At 65.3% G+C, this 17,925-nt stretch carries 12 protein-coding genes; 5 read left to right on the plus strand and 7 right to left on the minus strand.

What is annotated here, in order from left to right:
• Window positions 1-357: 357 nt before the first annotated feature.
• The 3 genes from NFG57_RS17455 to NFG57_RS17465 all read left to right on the plus strand — a co-directional run bounded on the left by NFG57_RS17455 (window position 358) and on the right by NFG57_RS17465 (window position 5,047).
• A complete protein-coding gene (locus tag NFG57_RS17455) occupies window positions 358-3,246 on the plus strand; it encodes a ribonucleoside-diphosphate reductase subunit alpha (protein ID WP_253029475.1) in 2,889 nt (962 codons plus the stop codon).
• A gap of 132 nt (window positions 3,247-3,378) precedes the next feature.
• Window positions 3,379-4,623, plus strand: a complete 1,245-nt coding sequence (locus NFG57_RS17460) for a ribonucleotide-diphosphate reductase subunit beta (protein WP_124803534.1) — start codon at window positions 3,379-3,381, stop codon at window positions 4,621-4,623.
• A gap of 115 nt (window positions 4,624-4,738) precedes the next feature.
• Window positions 4,739-5,047 (plus strand): hypothetical protein, encoded by a 309-nt coding sequence (locus tag NFG57_RS17465; protein ID WP_045991229.1) that lies wholly within the window; start codon window positions 4,739-4,741, stop codon window positions 5,045-5,047.
• Between the two features lie 96 nt (window positions 5,048-5,143).
• Here NFG57_RS17465 and NFG57_RS17470 read toward each other — a convergent pair whose 3' ends face one another.
• The 5 genes from NFG57_RS17470 to NFG57_RS17490 all read right to left on the minus strand — a co-directional run bounded on the left by NFG57_RS17470 (window position 5,144) and on the right by NFG57_RS17490 (window position 10,300).
• Window positions 5,144-5,380, minus strand: a complete 237-nt coding sequence (locus NFG57_RS17470) for a hypothetical protein (RefSeq protein ID WP_045991287.1) — start codon at window positions 5,378-5,380, stop codon at window positions 5,144-5,146.
• 109 nt (window positions 5,381-5,489) lie between these two features.
• Window positions 5,490-6,434, minus strand: coding sequence for an EamA family transporter (locus tag NFG57_RS17475; RefSeq protein WP_348814862.1), 945 nt, complete (start codon window positions 6,432-6,434; stop codon window positions 5,490-5,492).
• A gap of 48 nt (window positions 6,435-6,482) precedes the next feature.
• Window positions 6,483-7,268, minus strand: a complete 786-nt coding sequence (locus tag NFG57_RS17480; protein WP_348814863.1) for an AraC family transcriptional regulator — start codon at window positions 7,266-7,268, stop codon at window positions 6,483-6,485.
• Between the two features lie 315 nt (window positions 7,269-7,583).
• On the minus strand, window positions 7,584-7,838 hold the full coding sequence (locus tag NFG57_RS17485; RefSeq protein ID WP_045991231.1) for a hypothetical protein: 255 nt from the start codon (window positions 7,836-7,838) through the stop codon (window positions 7,584-7,586).
• An 80-nt stretch (window positions 7,839-7,918) separates the two neighbouring features.
• On the minus strand, window positions 7,919-10,300 hold the full coding sequence (locus tag NFG57_RS17490) for a PQQ-binding-like beta-propeller repeat protein (protein WP_348814864.1): 2,382 nt from the start codon (window positions 10,298-10,300) through the stop codon (window positions 7,919-7,921).
• 327 nt (window positions 10,301-10,627) lie between these two features.
• Here NFG57_RS17490 and NFG57_RS17495 point away from each other — a divergent pair, with 327 nt between their 5' ends.
• Both NFG57_RS17495 and NFG57_RS17500 read left to right on the plus strand, forming a co-directional pair.
• On the plus strand, window positions 10,628-11,245 hold the full coding sequence (locus NFG57_RS17495) for a glutathione S-transferase family protein (protein WP_108132258.1): 618 nt from the start codon (window positions 10,628-10,630) through the stop codon (window positions 11,243-11,245).
• A gap of 254 nt (window positions 11,246-11,499) precedes the next feature.
• The gene (locus NFG57_RS17500; RefSeq protein WP_348814865.1) at window positions 11,500-13,356 is read left to right on the plus strand and encodes a monovalent cation:proton antiporter-2 (CPA2) family protein; all 1,857 of its coding nucleotides are present in this window, start codon (window positions 11,500-11,502) and stop codon (window positions 13,354-13,356) included.
• 143 nt (window positions 13,357-13,499) lie between these two features.
• Here NFG57_RS17500 and NFG57_RS17505 read toward each other — a convergent pair whose 3' ends face one another.
• The gene (locus NFG57_RS17505) at window positions 13,500-15,836 is read right to left on the minus strand and encodes an ATP-dependent DNA helicase (protein WP_348814866.1); all 2,337 of its coding nucleotides are present in this window, start codon (window positions 15,834-15,836) and stop codon (window positions 13,500-13,502) included.
• Entirely contained in the window at window positions 15,829-17,523 is a 1,695-nt protein-coding gene (locus NFG57_RS17510) for a VRR-NUC domain-containing protein (protein ID WP_348814867.1), read from the minus strand. Before NFG57_RS17510 ends, NFG57_RS17505 begins: the two co-directional genes overlap by 8 nt.
• Window positions 17,524-17,925: the final 402 nt, after the last annotated feature.

The raw sequence follows: 17,925 nt of genomic DNA on the forward strand, positions 1-17,925 counted from the left end.
AATGCCGGGCATTATCCAACCTGGCCGAATGACTGGTGCTGAGCAATGTCACACGCGATAACACAAGGATACCCGAATTTTGCGCTGTCGCCTGCCCTCGCCCTGATGCGCATCAAGGCCGCCACCACGGCGCCCACGCCGGTTGTGCCCAGTTGCCCCCTTGATGACCACACCTCATCCACAGACTTATCCACTTGATGACGGGCAAGAAGCACACTATCTTGTGTCCGAATATCCAGAGAGACACCACATCATGTGTCTCTAGCAATATCACAGAAGCCTGTCAACTGCCTCTTTCTCGCAGTTAGTCACGCCTGTTTTCACGACTTTTTTTACCTCATAGGGAGCCTCGGCGCCATGGATACCCTCGCTAGCCCGGACCGACCGTCCGTCTCCGTCACCGCCCCCGACACGCTGCGCGTGATCAAGCGCACCGGGGACGTGGTGCCCTTCGACGCCGGCAAGATCGCCGTGGCCATCAGCAAGGCATTCATCGCCGTCGAGGGGGACAATGCCGCCACCTCTAGCCGGGTCCGTGACTTCGTCAAGGAATCCGCCGAGGCCATCGAGCAGACCTTTGCCCGTCGCCTGGCCGACGGCGGCACCGTGCACATCGAGGATATTCAGGACCAGGTCGAGCTGGCGCTGATGCGCAGCGGCGAGCAGAAGGTCGCCCGTGCCTACGTGCTGTACCGCGAAGAACACGCCCGCGCCCGCGAGGAAAGCGGCATCGAGAAGCCGCACCCGACCCTCAACGTCACCGCCGCCGACGGCAGCCGTCGTCCGCTGGACCTGGGGCGTATCGAGACCCTGGTGTTCGACGCCTGCGAAGGCCTCGAGAACGTCGACCCCAACAAGATCGTCCAGGACTCGCTGAAGAACCTGTACGACGGTGTGACCATCGATGGCGTGTCCCAGGCGCTGATGATGACCGCTCGCACGCTGGTCGAGAAGGACCCGAACTACACCTACGTCACCGCTCGTCTGCTGCAGGACAACCTGCGCCGCGAGGCGCTGTCATTCCTCGACGTGGCCGAGGACGCCACCTACGGCGACATGGCCGAGCTCTACAAGCCGGCCTTCGTGCGCTACGTCGAGCGTGGCATCGAGTTCGAGCAGCTCGACCCCGAGCTTGCCAACTTCGACCTGGAACGTCTGGGCGAGGCGCTCGACCACAGCCGCGACAACCAGTTCACCTACCTGGGCCTGCAGACCCTGTACGACCGCTACTTCATCCACCGCGATGACGTGCGCTACGAGCTGCCCCAGGTGATGTTCATGCGTGTGGCCATGGGCCTTGCGCTGAACGAGGACGACCGCGAGACCCGGGCCATCGAGTTCTACGAGCTGCTCTCCAGCTTCGACTACATGGCCTCCACCCCGACCCTGTTCAACGCGGGCACCGTGCGCAGCCAGCTCTCCAGCTGCTACCTGACCACCGTGCCGGATGACCTCGAGAGCATCTACGGCGCGATCCGCGACAACGCCATGCTGTCCAAGTGGGCCGGCGGTCTCGGCAACGACTGGACCCCGGTGCGTGCGCTGGGCTCCTACATCAAGGGCACCAACGGCAAGTCCCAGGGTGTGGTCCCCTTCCTCAAGGTGGTCAACGACACCGCCGTCGCGGTCAACCAGGGCGGCAAGCGCAAGGGTGCCGTCTGCGCCTACCTCGAGACCTGGCACCTGGATGTCGAGGAATTCCTCGAGCTGCGCAAGAACACCGGCGATGACCGTCGTCGTACCCATGACATGAACACCGCCAACTGGGTGCCGGACCTGTTCATGAAGCGGGTGTTCAATGACGAGGAGTGGACCCTGTTCTCGCCGTCCACCTGCCCGGACCTGCATGACCTGTACGGCGTGGCCTTCGAGAAGCGCTATGCCGAGTACGAGGAGATGACCCGCAACGGTCAGCTCAAGCTGTTCAAGCGGGTCAAGGCCAAGGACCTGTGGCGCAAGATGCTGTCGATGCTGTTCGAGACCGGCCATCCCTGGATCACCTTCAAGGATGCCTGCAACATTCGCAGCCCCCAGAGCCACGCCGGCGTGGTCCACAGCTCCAACCTGTGCACCGAGATCACCCTCAACACCTCGCCCGACGAGATCGCGGTGTGCAACCTGGGCTCGATCAACCTGGCGCAGCACGTGGTCGACGGCGAGCTCGACAACGACAAGCTCAAGAAGACCGTGCGCACCGCGGTGCGGATGCTCGACAACGTCATCGACATCAACTATTACGCGGTGCCCCAGGCGCGCAACTCCAACTTCAAGCACCGCCCGGTGGGCCTTGGCCTGATGGGCTTCCAGGACGCGCTGTACGCCCAGGGCATCGCCTACGCCAGCGGCGAGGCGGTGGCCTTTGCCGACCGCTCCATGGAGCTGATCAGCTACCACGCCATCGAGGCCTCCAGCGACCTGGCCGCCGAGCGCGGACGCTACGAGAGCTTCGAGGGCTCGCTGTGGAGCCAGGGCGTGCTGCCGATCGACTCCGTCGACAAGCTCAAGGCCGAGCGTGGCGAGCAGTACATCGAGGTCGACACCAGCCAGACCCAGGACTGGGATCGCATCCGTGACAAGGTGCGCAGCCAGGGCATGCGCAACTCCAACGTGATGGCCATCGCCCCCACCGCGACCATCTCGAACATCTGCGGCGTGACCCAGTCGATCGAGCCGACCTACCAGAACCTGTTCGTGAAATCGAACCTGTCCGGCGAGTTCACCGTGGTCAACTCCTGGATGGTCAACGACCTCAAGGAACGCGGCCTGTGGGACGAGGTCATGATCAACGACCTCAAGTACTACGACGGCAGCGTCCAGCCCATCGACCGCATCCCGGACGACCTCAAGGCCAAGTACGCCACCGCCTTCGAGGTCGAGCCCAAGTGGCTGGTCGAAGCCGCCGCACGGCGCCAGAAGTGGATCGACCAGGCCCAGTCGCTGAACCTCTACATTCAGGGCGTGTCCGGCAAGAAGCTCGACGTGACCTACCGCATGGCATGGTTCCGTGGCCTCAAGACCACCTACTACCTGCGCGCCCTCGGCGCCACCTCGGTGGAGAAGTCCACCGTGGACCGCGGCAAGCTCAACGCCGTCTCCAACGGCACCGCACCCCAGGCGGCCGCACCGGCGCCGGCACCCGCAGCCGAAGAGCCCCGCGGCATCGACGACTTCCTCAAGGGCAAGGGTGGCCAGCGTCCGCCGTCCGCCGGGGAAATCGACGAGCTGGGCTGTGAGGCCTGCCAGTAACACCGGCGACAACGCCATGACGGACGTGCGGGCCAGGCCCGCACACCTCGCCCCGGCACCGCCGGGGCCACCAGACAACCCCACGCCGACGCCAGGCGCGTCGGCCGATCAGATGATCGGGAGACCGCAACAATGCTGAACTGGGACGAGTTCCACGAGGACGACACCGCCACCGCAGAAGTGCCTGAGCCGAAGAAGGCCCCCGAGCCGACCCCGGCTCCGGCTGCCGAGGCAACGGATGAGGTGCGCGAAAGCGCCGGCAACTACCAGGCTGCCGACCAGGACCGCATGGCCCGGGCACGCAAGTCGCTGGAAGAACTCGACGTGGCCGCCGGCCTCGAGGAACTCGAGATGGGCGCCGCCCGGATCGAGGTCGACGACAAGAAGATGATCAACGCCCGTGCGGACCTGAACCAGCTGGTGCCGTTCAAGTACGAGTGGGCCTGGCAGAAGTACCTGGACGGCAGTGCCAACCACTGGATGCCCCAGGAAGTGAACATGAACGCGGACATCGCGCTGTGGAAGAGCAACGACGGCCTGACCGCCGACGAGCGCCGCATCGTCGAACGTTCACTGGGCTACTTCTCCACCGCCGACTCGCTGGTCGCCAACAACCTGGTGCTGGCGCTGTATCGCCTGATCACCAACCCGGAGTGCCGCCAGTACCTGCTGCGCCAGGCCTTCGAGGAAGCGATCCACACCCACGCCTACCAGTACTGCGTGGAGTCGCTGGGCATGGATGAGGGCGAAGTCTTCAACATGTACCGCGAGGTCCCGTCGGTCGCCGCCAAGTCCGCCTGGAGCCTCAAGCACACCCAGTCGCTGGCCCGTCCTGACTTCCAGACCGGCACCGTCGAGACCGACCAGGAGCTGCTGCGTAACCTGATCGCCTTCTACTGTGTCACCGAAGGCATCTTCTTCTACTGCGGTTTCAGCCAGATCCTGTCCATGGGCCGGCGCAACAAGATGACCGGCGTGGCCGAGCAGTTCCAGTACATCCTGCGCGACGAGTCGATGCACCTGAACTTCGGTGTCGACATGATCAACCAGATCAAGATCGAGAACCCGAACCTGTGGACCCCGGAGTTCCAGGACGAGGTCACCCAGATGATCCTCGAGGGCACCGAGCTCGAGATCAGCTACGCCCGCGACACCATGCCCCGCGGCGTGCTGGGCATGAACGCGGCGATCATGGAGGAGTACCTGCACTTCATCTGCAACCGTCGCCTGGCCCAGATCGGCCTGAAGGAGCAGTTCCCGGGTGCCCAGAACCCCTTCCCGTGGATGAGCGAAATCATCGATCTGCGCAAGGAGAAGAACTTCTTCGAGACCCGCGTCACCGAGTATCAGGTCGGCGGCGCGCTGAGCTGGGATTGATCGAGACGACGCCCGGGCCTGACGGCTCGGGCGTCTTTCCTTCACTCCACCGACAACCCCACCAGGGAATGGCGACACCACCAATGTTCTGACGTGATTTCAGGAGGGCAACAGCATGGCTGTTTCCAATGGAAGACCCCAGCAGCATGACACCCGCGCCTGGCAGTCCGCCCTGGACCGGGCTCTGGCCGCCCACGGCGGCGAACGCGCCCTGGCCCGCTACGACCACCTGGCCCACGCCTTTCCTTCCCCCGAGTACGATCCCCGCGACGAGCACCACCCGCACCTCAACCTGGACGCCTTGAAGCGCTGGGCGCTATATCGCGGCTGGCGGGCGCAGCCCGATACCGACCGCATGAGCACGGCCAGTACCCCACCGATCTGCTTTACCCGCTTGTCGCGCCATCGCGTCAGGAGTCATTGACGACGGCCTCACTGGCATAAAAATGCGCAAGGCCCGTCACCGGGCCTTGCGTGTATCGAGCGCTCTGCCGGCGTCGTCGGCGTCTTCAGGCAAGCCCTAGCGGCTGACCAGCAACCTCGCCTTGGGCTCCACCCTGATCACATCCTGCAGCGCACTGCGCATGGCCTCGCCGGAGCAGGCCGCCGCGCGGCAGAACTGCAGCGCGATTTCATCATCGTGGGCCCTGCCGACCAGGGCGTCGCGGCAGCCGTCGTCACACAGCCGCTCGGCGAGATCCTCGGGGTTCACCCCTCGGGGCAGTCGAAAACGTAGTTCGAAATCGTGTTCTTTCATGACTGGCGTCCTCCTTGAAGACCGACGTTATTGTCGAACGCCGAGGCCAGTTTGAAAGACGCGCTTGAGGCTCCCTATTGTCCCAAGGATACAGTCGCCCGGCTGGGTATCAGTCCGACGCCCGGGACGACCTTCTACGCCCAATCCAGCCGCTGCCGATCAGCATCCCAAGGGTGATTAGCACCGCCGCCCCGGCAAGCCACAGGGTAGGCGCGGCGAAGCCGGTCACCACCAGCACCAGGGTCGACAGCAGCGGCGTGAAGTAGGCCAGCAGACCCAGCAGCCGCAGGTCCCCCTGCTTGACCCCGATATCCCAGGTAAAAAAGGCGCTGCCCACCGGTCCCAGGCCGAGAGCGATGACACCGAACCAGTCGCTGCCCTGGGGCCAGCGGCCGGGTTCGAAGGCCAGATGACACGCTGCCGCCAGTATCGCGGTGACCAGACAGAAGCCCCCCACCGCGGCGGTGGGTACCGTGCGGGTGGCCCGGGACAGCACCGAATAGCCACTCCAGACGAAGGCACAGGCGAAGGCGGCGGCGTAGCCCAGGAGGCTACCGCCGGCGTCGACGTCTCCGCCGATCAACAGCACCGCCCCGCCGAAACCGAGCAGGCTGCCGACCACGTGAAACCCGCGCAGGCGCTCGCCGGGTAGCAGAGCGACAAACAGCACGATCAACAGCGGCCAAAGATAGCTGATCAGGCCGGCGTTGGCCGGCGGCGCGTTCTGCTGGGCGATAAAGTAGAGGGCGTGGTAGCCGAACAGCCCGCCGACGCCCAGCGCCCAGACAAGTGGCGGCTGGCGCATCGGCGCCAGCACCGCCTCGCCGCGAAGGCACTGATAGACCACAAAGCACACAAAGGCTACGCCGAACGCCAGGGCGGTGAGCAGAAACGGTGGCACGGGCCCCGACAACTGGGTAAAGAGGGCCAGCATGGCCCAATTGAGCACCGTGGTGGCACCGATCCAGGTGGCGCGCCTACGCGAGATGTCGACCGCATCGGAGGATGCCCCCGCCTGGGCAGAGGAAGAAGATGAAGAAGAGGAAGAGCGCATAAAGACCTCCAGAGCACCGAGGTCTCGAGTGTGGGCCAGCCGCCCACACTAGGTCTTGTACGATTCTGACCTGTTGTGCGTGGCGGTTGCGGCTTGACGCCGCCAGGCGCCGGGAGAAACGTCATGGGCCTCGCGGAAGACGCGGGAAAAGTGGGCGGCGTCGTGGAACCCGCAGACCAGCGCGACCTCGCTGAGGGCCATGGCCGAGCCGGAACGAGTCCGGGCGACCAGCAACTGTCGCGCCAGGGCCAGCCGCTCACGACGCAGCCAGACCGCCGGCGGCACTCCGAGCAGCTCACGAAACTGACGGGCGAAGACCGCCTCGGACAGGTGGCACAGCGCCGCCATCTCCTTGACGCGCCAGGGGTGGGCCAGCTCGCCGCGTAGCCTTGGCAGCAGCTCGAGCAGACGCAGACGCGGCGCCGGGAGCGGCCTGCCGCGCCCTTCATCCAGCGCGTGCTGCAGGCGGGAAAGCCACCGGGCCAGCGCCTCGACGCCGGCGCCCGGGGCGGGCGCGGCCTCGACCAGGCTCGCCGGCGCGCGATAGCCCCTCGCTCGCTCGTTTTCGAAGATCCCCTCCACCCCCAGGGCCTGGCACCAGGCCACCGGCAGGTCGAGCACCAGAATGTCGTTGGCCCCCGGCGCGAGATAGTGGTGGGTCTCGCCGCTGGGGACCGGGGCCAATACGCCCGGCCCTACGCGCAGACCACGTCCGCCAACCTCCAGTTCCACCATGCCGCCGCGGCCCAGCAACAGCTGCTGAAAGTCGTGGCGGTCACTCAACACTCGGTCTGGATAGTGTCGATGTTCGATCAGGGGGGCGTGGGCGCTCATCGGTCTAGCCACGCACTCGCTGCGCAGGCAATGGTCGCTTCCCTTGATGCAGGTCAAATGTGATTTGATGACAAAAGATATATGCTCTCATTTACAACCTCATCAGGCTCTGGTAGTGATGAGGACTATCGGAGGTCCTCTCCATGGAACATGCAGGAGGTCCGTCATGGCGACATCCAAGAGTGTCATCAAGCGAGTCTACGTTCCCACCCACGTAAAGACGCTGCCCAATGGCGAGCGCGTCAAGATCCCCGGCCACTATAAACAAAAGGCGCCCGGCGACTGAACAGAGCGCCAGCCTCTGTCCTGCACCAGTCAGATCGAGGACGGCTCCCTGCACACCCGCCACCAGCCAAGCCCCACGGGTACCCCGTAAAGCAGCGCATGGACCAGCAACTCTTCGCCCAGGGCGTAGCCGTGCGACAGCCCGACGCTCAGGTTCCAGGCGCATATCGCCAGCCAGGCGAGGCTGAATATCCACATGGCGGTGTGCTGTCGCGGCTTGGGACAGCGCCACAGCAACACCAGGACCACGACCACCCCGACGACGACAATCAACATGGTTCTCATGGGTGCCCCCTGCGTAACCTGCAATGTTGTTTTTCAGCATAGCCATGGCCGGGCGCGGCGGGACCGACGCCCGCCCTCGCTCACTTCGTGCCACCCCCTTGGGGCAAAGCCTCGGGCGCTGCGTACACCACCAGTTCGGCGGCCTGGTCTGAAGGCGCTGCACCTTGCGGCAGGACAAGCGCCACCACGTTCGCCTCGCTCCTGCCCTGGTGAGTGAGTTGGCTTGTACCCCGCGCCCCCTCGACCATTCGCTGGCGCCACAATGCCCGACCATCATCCAGAGCGAAGGCGTAGAGCGCGACTGACCTTGTCTGGTCCGCGACAACCACCGCTGCGTCGCCGGAACTACCCGCGAGCATCATCGGCGTGGACAGGTTCGCCGTTCCGACAGGCAAAGAAAGCTCGAACGGCAAGCGCAACTCCTGGGGCAGTTCGACGTCGAGGTCACCGACGGTGCGACGCCAGACGATCGCCGATCTATCGCTACCATCACTACCATCACTGCCGTGCAGAGCGTAAAGCGCGGACAACTCGACCTTGACCAGCTCCCCCCAGGGAGGCGTACGGCAGGATAGCCAGGGATGACGAGGGTCGGCACCACGGGAGCCGACGCTGGCGTAGAGCGCTTGCCCATCCGGGCCGAGCCTCAGCGCCACACGGGGTGACGCCAAGGGTAGCGTCGGTCGGATCAGCCGCTCCAGCGACGCCGGCAAGGTGACTGGCCCAGCGCTGTCCCTGGCCCGCAGACGAATACGGCAAAGCAGTTGATCCATCGGCGAAAGTCCCCACATGTCGCGTTCGCGCAGTGCCTTCGGGTCAGAGGGCGGGGTTCGCCAGGTCTCTGCCGACAGTGGCGGTGGTGGCCTCAGGTCGAGCGACGCCAGGGTCTCCCCGCTGGGCATGTCCAACATCAACAGCCGGCCCTCGCTCGTCGCCACCACCGCGGCCTGGGGTCTATCGTCCAGGCTGACCATGACAACGTCCTTTGCTGCCGTCGACGCTGTAATCGCCGCATCGACAGGCATCGCCCCCTCGCCGGGCGTGGGGGCAAGATCCAGCGCTCGCGTCCATAGCGGTTCGCCGGTGGTCACCTCCAGCGCCGTCACCCGGCCTCCCGAACCCTGCTCACTCTCATCTCGGACGTTGTCCGGGCGGCGCTCGGCCCCAGAGGCAGCAGGGTCAGCAGGGTCAGCAGGGGCAGCCACCATCAGCAGGCCCTGGGCCTCATCGACGGCGACGATGCGAAGGTTGTCGGCGCCTGGCGTCTCGGGCCGCCAGCGCCAGATGCGATCGCCGGTGGCGATGTCCAGCGCCACCACCTCGGGGCCGAACCCCGTCAGCAGTACCAGTCGCGAGATGACCTGGATGCCGGCGGCTCCCTTCAGCACCTCGGCGGATGTGTCGGCACTTACGTCAGCCGCGTCAGCCGCGTCAGCCACGTCAGCCACGTCAGCCACTTCGGCCAGGTCGACCTGGCCGTCGGTGCCGAAACTCTCGCAGTGTCTGCCGGTGTCGGCATCCAGCGCCAGCAAGCGCCGATCTCGGGTGACAACGAACAGCCGCTGCGGACAGACCAGATCGCTTTCCGCGACCCCCTCTTCCCCGGCACCTTCATGGGTCGCCGACATTTCCAGGGGATCCGGCTCGCCCTCCCCGGGGGTAGGCGCAAAGACGCCCTCGACCATATCCTGCGTTCGCTCAGCGGCATCGTGATAGGCAAGCGTGCGACAGGGCCCCAGCGGCTCGATATTGTCCTCGTTGCCCTTTCCGTCGCTGTTCGGGTGTGACCAAAGACGCTCGCCGGTAGCGACCATGCGAGCTTCGATGCCGCCCGAGGTACAGACAATCAGTCGGTCGTCGATGATGACCAGAGGGAAGGCGGTGGCCAAGTGGTTCTCTGTCTCTGTCTCTGCCTCCGCCCTCTCCTGCTCCAGCTCGAGACGCCATAGCGCATCAAGGCCAGTGGCGGACTCACCCTGGGGGTTTGCCGGGGCCTTGGGCACCGAGGAGCCAGGACTCTCGGGACGCGAAGACAAGGACGGTTCGACAGCAGGGAGAAAGGCCAGTAACAGCAGCAAGGACAAGCAAGAGAACGTCATCAATGCCAGCGCCTGCCTGCAGAAGGCGTAGGCACCGCGGGCGAACCAGGGCAACAGCAGCACCAGCCCCAGCAATGCCGGCAGGCCCAGACGCGGCAGCAGGCGCCAGGCGTCCAGCCCCACTTCCCACAGCGCCCAGCCAAGGGTTGCTCCAAGCAGTAAAGCGTAAAGCCCCGGGGCGAGGCTCCATCGTGCCATCAGGCCGCATCCCGTCAGCGCCAGCCCCCCCGCTGCCAGCACGTAGTACGCCGAGCCCCCCAGCGCCAGCAGGTAGCCCCCGGCGGCCAGTGCAACCAACGCTGTCGCCAGCACCAACAGGCCAAGCAGTCGTGCTGGCCACCTTGCGGCACGCCTGTCATCCATCGCCTTACCTCCGGCATCCTTGACTTCGAGTCGGGCCAGCTCGACGCTCTTGCCCATCCTGCCGCTCACGCCGCGCTTGCCCTTTTGGCCGCTCTCGACACTATTGCCGCTCTTGCCGCTCTTGCTACTGGGGCGCAGCTCCATGCTACAAGGGTTAGACTACCCTTCGGTACGGGGCGGCCCTGACCGCCTGGAACAGGATAGAAGCTGCCAGATGCCACTGCGACTCCCGCAGCGTCGCTCAGTGCCGAATCGCGCTGTCGACCTTCCCGCCTCCCGCAATAGTGACACCATAGACTCTTCATCCATGCACCAGGGGACACCTCCATGAATCTCTACGGCGATACACGCTCGGGAAACTGCTACAAGATCAAGCTGCTGGCATCGCTGCTGGACATTCGCATGGTGTGGATAGGCATCGACATCCTGGCCGGGGACACCCGCGAAGAAGACTTCCTGGGCCGCAACCCCAACGGCAAGATCCCCCTGCTCGAGCTGGATGATGGACGCTTTCTGGCGGAATCCAACGCTATCCTCCACTACCTGGCCAGCGGCAGTGAGTGGCTGCCCGAGGATCGTTACCGCCATGCCAAAGTGCTGCAGTGGCAATACTTCGAACAGTACAGTCATGAGCCCTACATCGCCGTGGCGCGCTTCATCTCGCTCTACCTCGGATTGCCGGAGGACCGGCGGGCCGAATTCGATGCCAAGCAGCAAGGCGGCTACAAGGCGCTCGGCGTCATGGAGCGTCAGCTGGAGGCTACGCCCTTTTTGGTGGGCGAGCACCCCACCATCGCCGACATCTCGCTCTACGCCTACACCCATGTGGCCCACGAAGGCGGCTTCGATCTCGGCGCCTTTCCCGGCATTCGTGCCTGGATCCAGCGCATCCAGGCGCTGCCAGGCTATGTCGCCCTCGGTGAGGACAGCCTCTCGTCCGAATGAACAAAAACCCCCGCTGCGGTCCACGGCGCTAAAGGTGCCGTGACGCCGGGGGCTGTCCAGCACCGCGAACCAGCCCCGGCACCAGCACACCGCAGCAAAGCTCCGCCTCAGAGCCCTGCATCAACGCCCTGTAACAGAGCCCTCCTGCAACAGAGCCCCGCCCCAGCGCCCACGCTGCTATTGGCATAACATGCATGCCGGTGACATCAGGTATGCTATGGGGCCCACCCACGAGCCGCCCTGGAGACCCGACCTTGGCCACCGCGCTGCTTCTCAACGTCTTGATCTTTCTCACTGCGGCGGTGCTGGTGGTCCCGATCATCAAACGCCTTGGCCTGGGGGAAGTGCTCGGCTACCTGATCGCCGGCGTGCTGATCGGTCCCTCGGCCCTCGGCCTGGTACCGGACGCCGAAGGGGTACTGCAGTTTTCGCAGGTCGGTATCGTCTTTCTGCTGTTCGTCATCGGCCTGGAGCTGAAACCGGCACGGCTCAAGCTGATGCGCAAGGCGGTGTTCGGCTTTGGCAGCTTGCAGGTGGCCATCACTACCCTGGTGCTGGGCCTGACCGCCCTGGCACTGGGCCTTCCGCCGGTGGCGGCGGCGGTGGTGGGCTTCAGTCTGGGGCTTTGCTCTACGCCACTGGTACTACACCTGCTGGGCGAGCGCCAGGAACTCAACAGCCGCCACGGACGCCATGCCTTTGCGCTGCTACTGTTCCAGGACATGGCGGCCATTCCGGTACTGGCGGTGATTCCGATCCTTGCCGCCGACTCGCTGGTCAGCGGCGGCATGACTGCGGTGCTCAAGGAAGTCGCCATCGCCGTCGTCGCCTTCACCGGTCTGATCTTTGGCGGGCGCAAGCTGCTGCCGCCGCTGTTCCGCCTGGCCGCAGCCACCGACAGCCGCGAAGTGTTCGCCGGCATGTCGTTGCTGGTACTGATCGGTGCCGCCCTGCTGATGGAGCTCGCCGGGCTGTCCATGGCACTTGGCGCCTTTATCGCCGGTATCCTGCTGGCCGATTCCGAGTATCGCCACAGCATCGAGGCCGACATCGAACCGTTTCGCGGTCTGCTGCTGGGGCTATTCTTCATGGCGGTGGGCATGACCGCCAAGGTCGGCCTGCTGGCACAGTCCCCTGGGCTGGTGCTGGGGCTGACCGCGCTGCTGCTGCTGGCCAAGGGCGCCAGCTTGATGATCGCCGCTCGGGTCTACCGCTGCGGCTGGCGCGAGACCATCACCCTCGGCGTGCTGTTGTCACAGGGCGGAGAATTCGCCTTCGTGCTGTTGACCGCCGCGGGTTCCGCCGCCTTGCTGGCGCAGGACCTCGTGCACGTTCTGGTGCTGGTAGTGTCGCTGTCCATGGCGGCCACACCGATCCTGTTTCTGGGCCACGAACGGCTGGTTCGGCCATTGTTCAAGAAGCCTCGGCCCAAGCGTGACTTCGATGCCATGGACGATGATTCCCCACGCATCATTCTGGTCGGCTTCGGTCGCTTCGGTCAGATCATGGGGCGTGCGCTTCAAGGGCTCGAGATCCCCTACACCGTCCTCGACATCAATGCCGACCACGTCGACTTCGTGCGTCGCTACGGCAACAAGGTGTACTACGGCGACGCTACCCGACTGGACCTGCTGGATGCCGCCGGCGCGCGTCATGCCCAGGTGCTGGTGGTCGCGGTCGGCGATCCGGATATCTCGATGCGCATCATCCATCGCGCCAGCAAGCGCTTCCCCCACCTCAAGATCTATGCACGTGCCCGAGATCGTCACCATGCCCAACTGCTGATGCGTGCCAAGGTCGGCTTTATCCTTCGTGAGCTGCTGCCGGCGAGCCTGGAAATGACCCGTGAGGTGCTGATCGGGCTCGGTGTGCCCCGCGACCAGGCCCAGCACACCATCGACACCTTCCGCCCCCACGACGAGGAGACCCTGCGGCGTCAGCTCGAGGTCTTCGGCAACGAGAAGAAGCAGATGCAGACGGTGCGACAGGCAGCCAAGGAGCTCGAGACCCTGTTCGAGGCCGACGAGGACATCCTGACCCGGGTCGAGGAAATCCCCCGGCGCCAAGCCTCGGATGGCGACGACACCAAGCGCTCGGCCAACGAGTCCTGACCTCCGGCCCTAGTGCCAGAACCTCCGGCCCTCATGCCAGAAGTCGCTTGCCCTGCCATTCACCGGCCACGTCGACGGCCAGTCTGCCCAGGCAAGGGCAGAGAACGGACAAGGGCAGCGACAGGTCAGACACAGGGACGACGTCAGCGCCGGGCCGTTTCCCACCAGCGGGGCAGCCTCGCCTGCACCTCAGGCCTGGCGAAGCGATCGTCCAGCAATACCAGGGTGCCGGTATCCTGGGGCCCGCGAATGACCCGCCCGGCCGCCTGGACCACCTTGATCAGCCCGGGGATACGATAGGCGTAGTCGTCACCGCGACCGAAGCGTTGCTCGAGGCGTGTCTTCAGCGCCTCCTGGCGGGCATCGCTGGGGGGTAGCCCCAAGGTGGCGACAAAGGCACCGATCAAACGCTCGCCGGGCAGGTCGACGCCTTCGGCGAAGGCGCCTCCGAGTACCGCGAAGGCGATTCCCTCACCCCCTGGCACAAAGTCCTCCAGAAAGGCCTCCCGCTCCGCCTCGCTCATGGCGCGTCGCTGAGTGCGCTGAGGAATGTCGGGATGGGCCTCGGCCAGGGCTTCTCGCACCTGCTCCAGGTAGGCGAAGCTCGAGAAGAACGCCAGATAGTGGCCGGGACGTCGACGGTACTGCTCGCTCATGACGTCGAGTATTCCCGGCAGGGATCGCTTCCGATCGCGGTAGCGGGTAGACAGCTGCGCGCACACCCGCACCTCGAGCTGCTCGGCGACAAAAGGCGACGCGACCTCGGACCATACCGTGTCCTCGGCTAGCCCCAGCAGGTCGATCTGATAGCGTGGTGGCGCCAGGGTCGCGGAAAACAGCACGCTTGCGTGAGCCGCGGCGAAACGGGGCCGCAGGAAGTCGGCGGGCACCTGGTTGACGATGGCCAGTCGTGCCCGCCCGCGCCCGTGACGGGTGAGCTCGCACAGCGAATGATCACCGAAACGCTCCGCCAGCCGAACGAAGGCCAACGCCTCGAACAGGCAGTCGGTCAGCGCCGGCTGGGTGTCCTCCGGATGCTCGCCCAGGTGGTCGCCGATGGCACCACAGAGTCCCTGAAGGGAGCCGATCAACTCCGCCGGCAAGGCGTCGAGGGCAAACCAGCATGGCGCTTCGCGACTGCCCGGGTCCTCTCCGCCGTGCTGACGCACCAGTGCCTGCCACTGCTTGATCACCCTGGCCAGAGGCTGGCGCAGCGCCCCCGGCGCCTCCTTTTGCAAACGAGCAAGACGGCGCTGGTCGAGGCTCGCCGAGTACATGCCACGGGCACGCTCGATCAGGTTGTGGGCTTCGTCCACCAGCACACCCAGGCGCCACTGTCGCGCCTGGGCCAAGCCGTGCAACAGCGCGCTCGAGTCGAAATAGTGATTGACGTCGCCGACCACCAGATCGCACCAGCGAGCCATCTCCTGGCCCAGGTAGTAGGGGCAGACGCGATGCTCAAGCGCCACCTGCCTGAGCCCGTCACGATCTAGCCAGCCCTGCTCCACTGCCGCCTGCCTCGCCTCCGGCAGTCGGTCGTAGAAGCCCTCAGCCAGAGGACAGCTATCTCCGTGGCAGGCCAGTTGCGGATGCTCGCAGGCCTTGTCCCGAGCGATCAGCTCCAGCGTGCGCAGCTTGCGCTGTGGGCCAGGGTCGAGCTGCGCCAGTGCCGCCAGCGCCAGCTGTCGGCCGGTGGTCTTCATGGTCAGAAAGGCGGCGCGGTCCAGCGCCTGGCGGGGCATCGCCTTGAGCAGCGGGAACAGACTCCCCAGCGTCTTGCCGATGCCTGTAGGCGCCTCGATCAGCAGATCCCGGCCAGTGGCGACGGCCTTGTAGGTGGTCTCGGCCATCTCGCGCTGCCCAGGCCTGAACGCAGGGTAGGGAAACGTTAGACGGTCCAGCGCTTCATCTCGCCGCCGGCGATGTGAGGCTTCGGCCAGCGCCCAGGCTCGATAGGCGCGACAGGCCGACTCAAGCTCCTGCCACAGCGTGGCGGCCTCGGCCTCGACGCTCAGGCAAGTCTCGCGACCGCTGACCAGATCCAGATAGACCAGCGCCAGGGTAATCCGCTCGCGCCCCTGCTGGCGGCACCAAAGTGCGCCGTAGGCCCGCACCTGGGCCCAGTGTAACGCGCGCTGATTGTCGGCCATGCGTTCCAGGCGTCCCCGGTGGGTCTTGATCTCTTCGAGTCGCCCACCGTTCTCGGCCACACCGTCGATGCGCCCCTGGACCTTGAGTCCCTCGAGGGTGGCGACCACCATCACCTCACTGCGGTAGCCTTCGCCACGTCGGGCCACGACGCGGGCATGGCCCTCTATCCCTTCCCGCGAGCTGGGGGCCGGGGTGAAGCGGTGATCCAGATCACCGCGTCTACCGGTGAACTCGCACAGTTCGCGCACGCCGACGCGGAGAGAGACCGACTCGGCCGTGTCCGAGGTAGCTGTCTCGGCATCGTCAGACGATGAAAACCCCTCAGCCATCGGACCACCTCACGTGGCACACCGACACCGGAATGCCGTGGCACTGGAAGTGCTCAAGCCAACGTCGCTGGTTGTCCTGCAGCCGGTCACCTGGCGCCTTGACCTCGATCAGACGATAGCGGGGCTGGCCCTGCCCAGCATCGGGAAAGAACTGGATCAGGTCCGGCCAGCCAGATCGGTTGGCCTTGAGATCCTCGAGAAGGCGCTCGAACAGCACCGCCAGGTGTTCAGGCGCAATACAGTGAAGTGCCAGTTCCAGCAAGGCTTCGTCGAGCACTTCCCAGTAGACGAAGGGGTTGGCCAGCCCCTGCTTGTCGCGCCAGCGGGCCCTGATACGCTCGCGGTAGTCGCCGCTCGCCAGCGCCTCCAGGCAGGCATCGAAGCGATCACGCCGCCGCGATACGAAGTCTGGCCGATACAGATCCGCCGGCCCGCGATGGAAGGGATGAAAGAAGGCTCCCGGCAAGGGGGCGAAGATGACGTCCCAGCAGAGCAGCCCGAAGAGCCCGGCGAAGAGGTGATTCTCGACGTAGAAGGCTGGGGCTTCATCCCGGGCCAGGTGATCACGCAGCGCCAGCTCCACCGAGCCACTGGCCGCCAGCGATTGTGGCGGCAAGCTCAGGCTCCAGCTCTTCGGCGGCGCCTGTGCTGCCGGCTTGAGCACCGGCAGACCCAGGCGGCGCTGCAATCGCGGCACCAGCCGGGCAAGCGCCTGGCGCTCGGCGTCGTCCAGCGGTGCCTCGAGCGCCTGGGTCGCCAGCGTCAACGCCTGGTAATGCTCGCCCTCTCGCTCCAGCAGGCGCAGTCGACGCACCCGCGCTTCGCCCGGGCCAGCAAAGGAGAAGATCTCCAGCGCCAGCGCCGCCTGCCCCTCTCGCTGGGCCTGCTGGCCCAGACGCAGCAGCAGGCGAGACCGCCGCGCCGCGAGCCAGGGGTTGTCGTCGGGCAACCTTGGTACTGCCGACCAGATATCAGCCACGGCTTCGCCGTCGTCGAATCGCTCTCGCAGCCGATGCAGGCAGAGATAGGCATCCACCTCCTGACGCTGCTGAAACCCCCGCGACGCGGGATCGAAACTCACCCGTTCATAGCGCATATGGCCAAGCTCGGCCATCACGAAATCGGACCAGCTCTGGCGCAGATTGCCGAAGAACATCAGGCGCAGTCGATCACACTCCGACATCACCGAGACCCGCACCAGGGTCTCGTCGGACTCAGGCCACCAGACGCTCCAGCGCCGCGGCGTGAACTGGCCGTCCAGCGCCTCGCACAGACGCGACTTGGAGACCGAGGTGGGCAGACCGCAAGCGGACACAGTTTCGGCGAAGACCCGTCGAGCCTCGGGCAGGCGCAACTGTGCAAGCAGGTCATCGAGACTCAGCACGGGATCAAGCTCCACCAGCTGCGCCGCCGCCAGTCGACTCAGCGCCTGCTCGAGATCATCGACCTCGGTGTAGACCAGGCGACTTGTGCGAAACAGCTCGCCCTTGCGCGAGACCATGCGGACCAGCAACGCCTGGGCTGCCTCCGGCAGCTCGCCGAAGGCCATGATAAAGCGCTGTTCTGGCTCTGCCAGCAGGTCGGCGTGGCGTGCCATCACCCAGTCGAGCACAAACTGAAAGTGACGCAGGTAGTAGAGAGGATCGTCGCGCAGGTCGGCAGGTAGCGTGGGCGACTTGGGATTCATGCAGACATTTTACCAGTGGTTCGCTGCGCTCCCAAGGAAGTTACCGACGCGCGCCCGGGTATTCGTCAGGCGGCAAACGGCTTTGCTGCTAAGCATTGATGAGCATTATGTGGATAAAGCCATTTCAGCAAAAGCCGAATCTTGCATGCCAGTCTATGCTGGTGACACTGTCGAACAAGGCCATGACCAACGAGCCTGCTGCCGGCCTGTCGCCTGATCGGACTCGGTGAAACACGTCGAGCTCTGTGGAGCTGGTCGATGTCGATGACGGCATCGACAAAGCTCGTCGATACAGCCCGACGATGAAGCCATCGAAAAAGCTCGTCGACGAAGCGAGGCCAGTGAAGCGACCTATCGGTCAAGCCATGAACACGCTGCAAGTTCCTGCCGGCCAGCGCCGGC

The sequence above is a fragment of the Halomonas sp. H10-59 genome, from assembly GCF_040070555.1.
Classification (GTDB): Bacteria; Pseudomonadota; Gammaproteobacteria; order Pseudomonadales; family Halomonadaceae; genus Halomonas; species Halomonas litopenaei.

What these genes read in the sequence shown, in the direction of transcription:
- NFG57_RS17470 (WP_045991287.1), bottom strand. Translation starts at nt 5,380, where the DNA reads ATGAAAGAACACGATTTCGAACTACGTTTTCGACTGCCCCGAGGGGTG.
- NFG57_RS17480 (WP_348814863.1), bottom strand. Translation starts at nt 7,268, where the DNA reads ATGAGCGCCCACGCCCCCCTGATCGAACATCGACACTATCCAGACCGA.
- NFG57_RS17475 (WP_348814862.1), bottom strand. Translation starts at nt 6,434, where the DNA reads ATGCGCTCTTCCTCTTCTTCATCTTCTTCCTCTGCCCAGGCGGGGGCA.
- NFG57_RS17495 (WP_108132258.1), top strand. Translation starts at nt 10,628, where the DNA reads ATGAATCTCTACGGCGATACACGCTCGGGAAACTGCTACAAGATCAAG.
- NFG57_RS17505 (WP_348814866.1), bottom strand. Translation starts at nt 15,836, where the DNA reads ATGGCTGAGGGGTTTTCATCGTCTGACGATGCCGAGACAGCTACCTCG.
- NFG57_RS17490 (WP_348814864.1), bottom strand. Translation starts at nt 10,300, where the DNA reads ATGGATGACAGGCGTGCCGCAAGGTGGCCAGCACGACTGCTTGGCCTG.
- NFG57_RS17465 (WP_045991229.1), top strand. Translation starts at nt 4,739, where the DNA reads ATGGCTGTTTCCAATGGAAGACCCCAGCAGCATGACACCCGCGCCTGG.
- NFG57_RS17485 (WP_045991231.1), bottom strand. Translation starts at nt 7,838, where the DNA reads ATGAGAACCATGTTGATTGTCGTCGTCGGGGTGGTCGTGGTCCTGGTG.
- NFG57_RS17460 (WP_124803534.1), top strand. Translation starts at nt 3,379, where the DNA reads ATGCTGAACTGGGACGAGTTCCACGAGGACGACACCGCCACCGCAGAA.
- NFG57_RS17510 (WP_348814867.1), bottom strand. Translation starts at nt 17,523, where the DNA reads ATGAATCCCAAGTCGCCCACGCTACCTGCCGACCTGCGCGACGATCCT.
- NFG57_RS17455 (WP_253029475.1), top strand. Translation starts at nt 358, where the DNA reads ATGGATACCCTCGCTAGCCCGGACCGACCGTCCGTCTCCGTCACCGCC.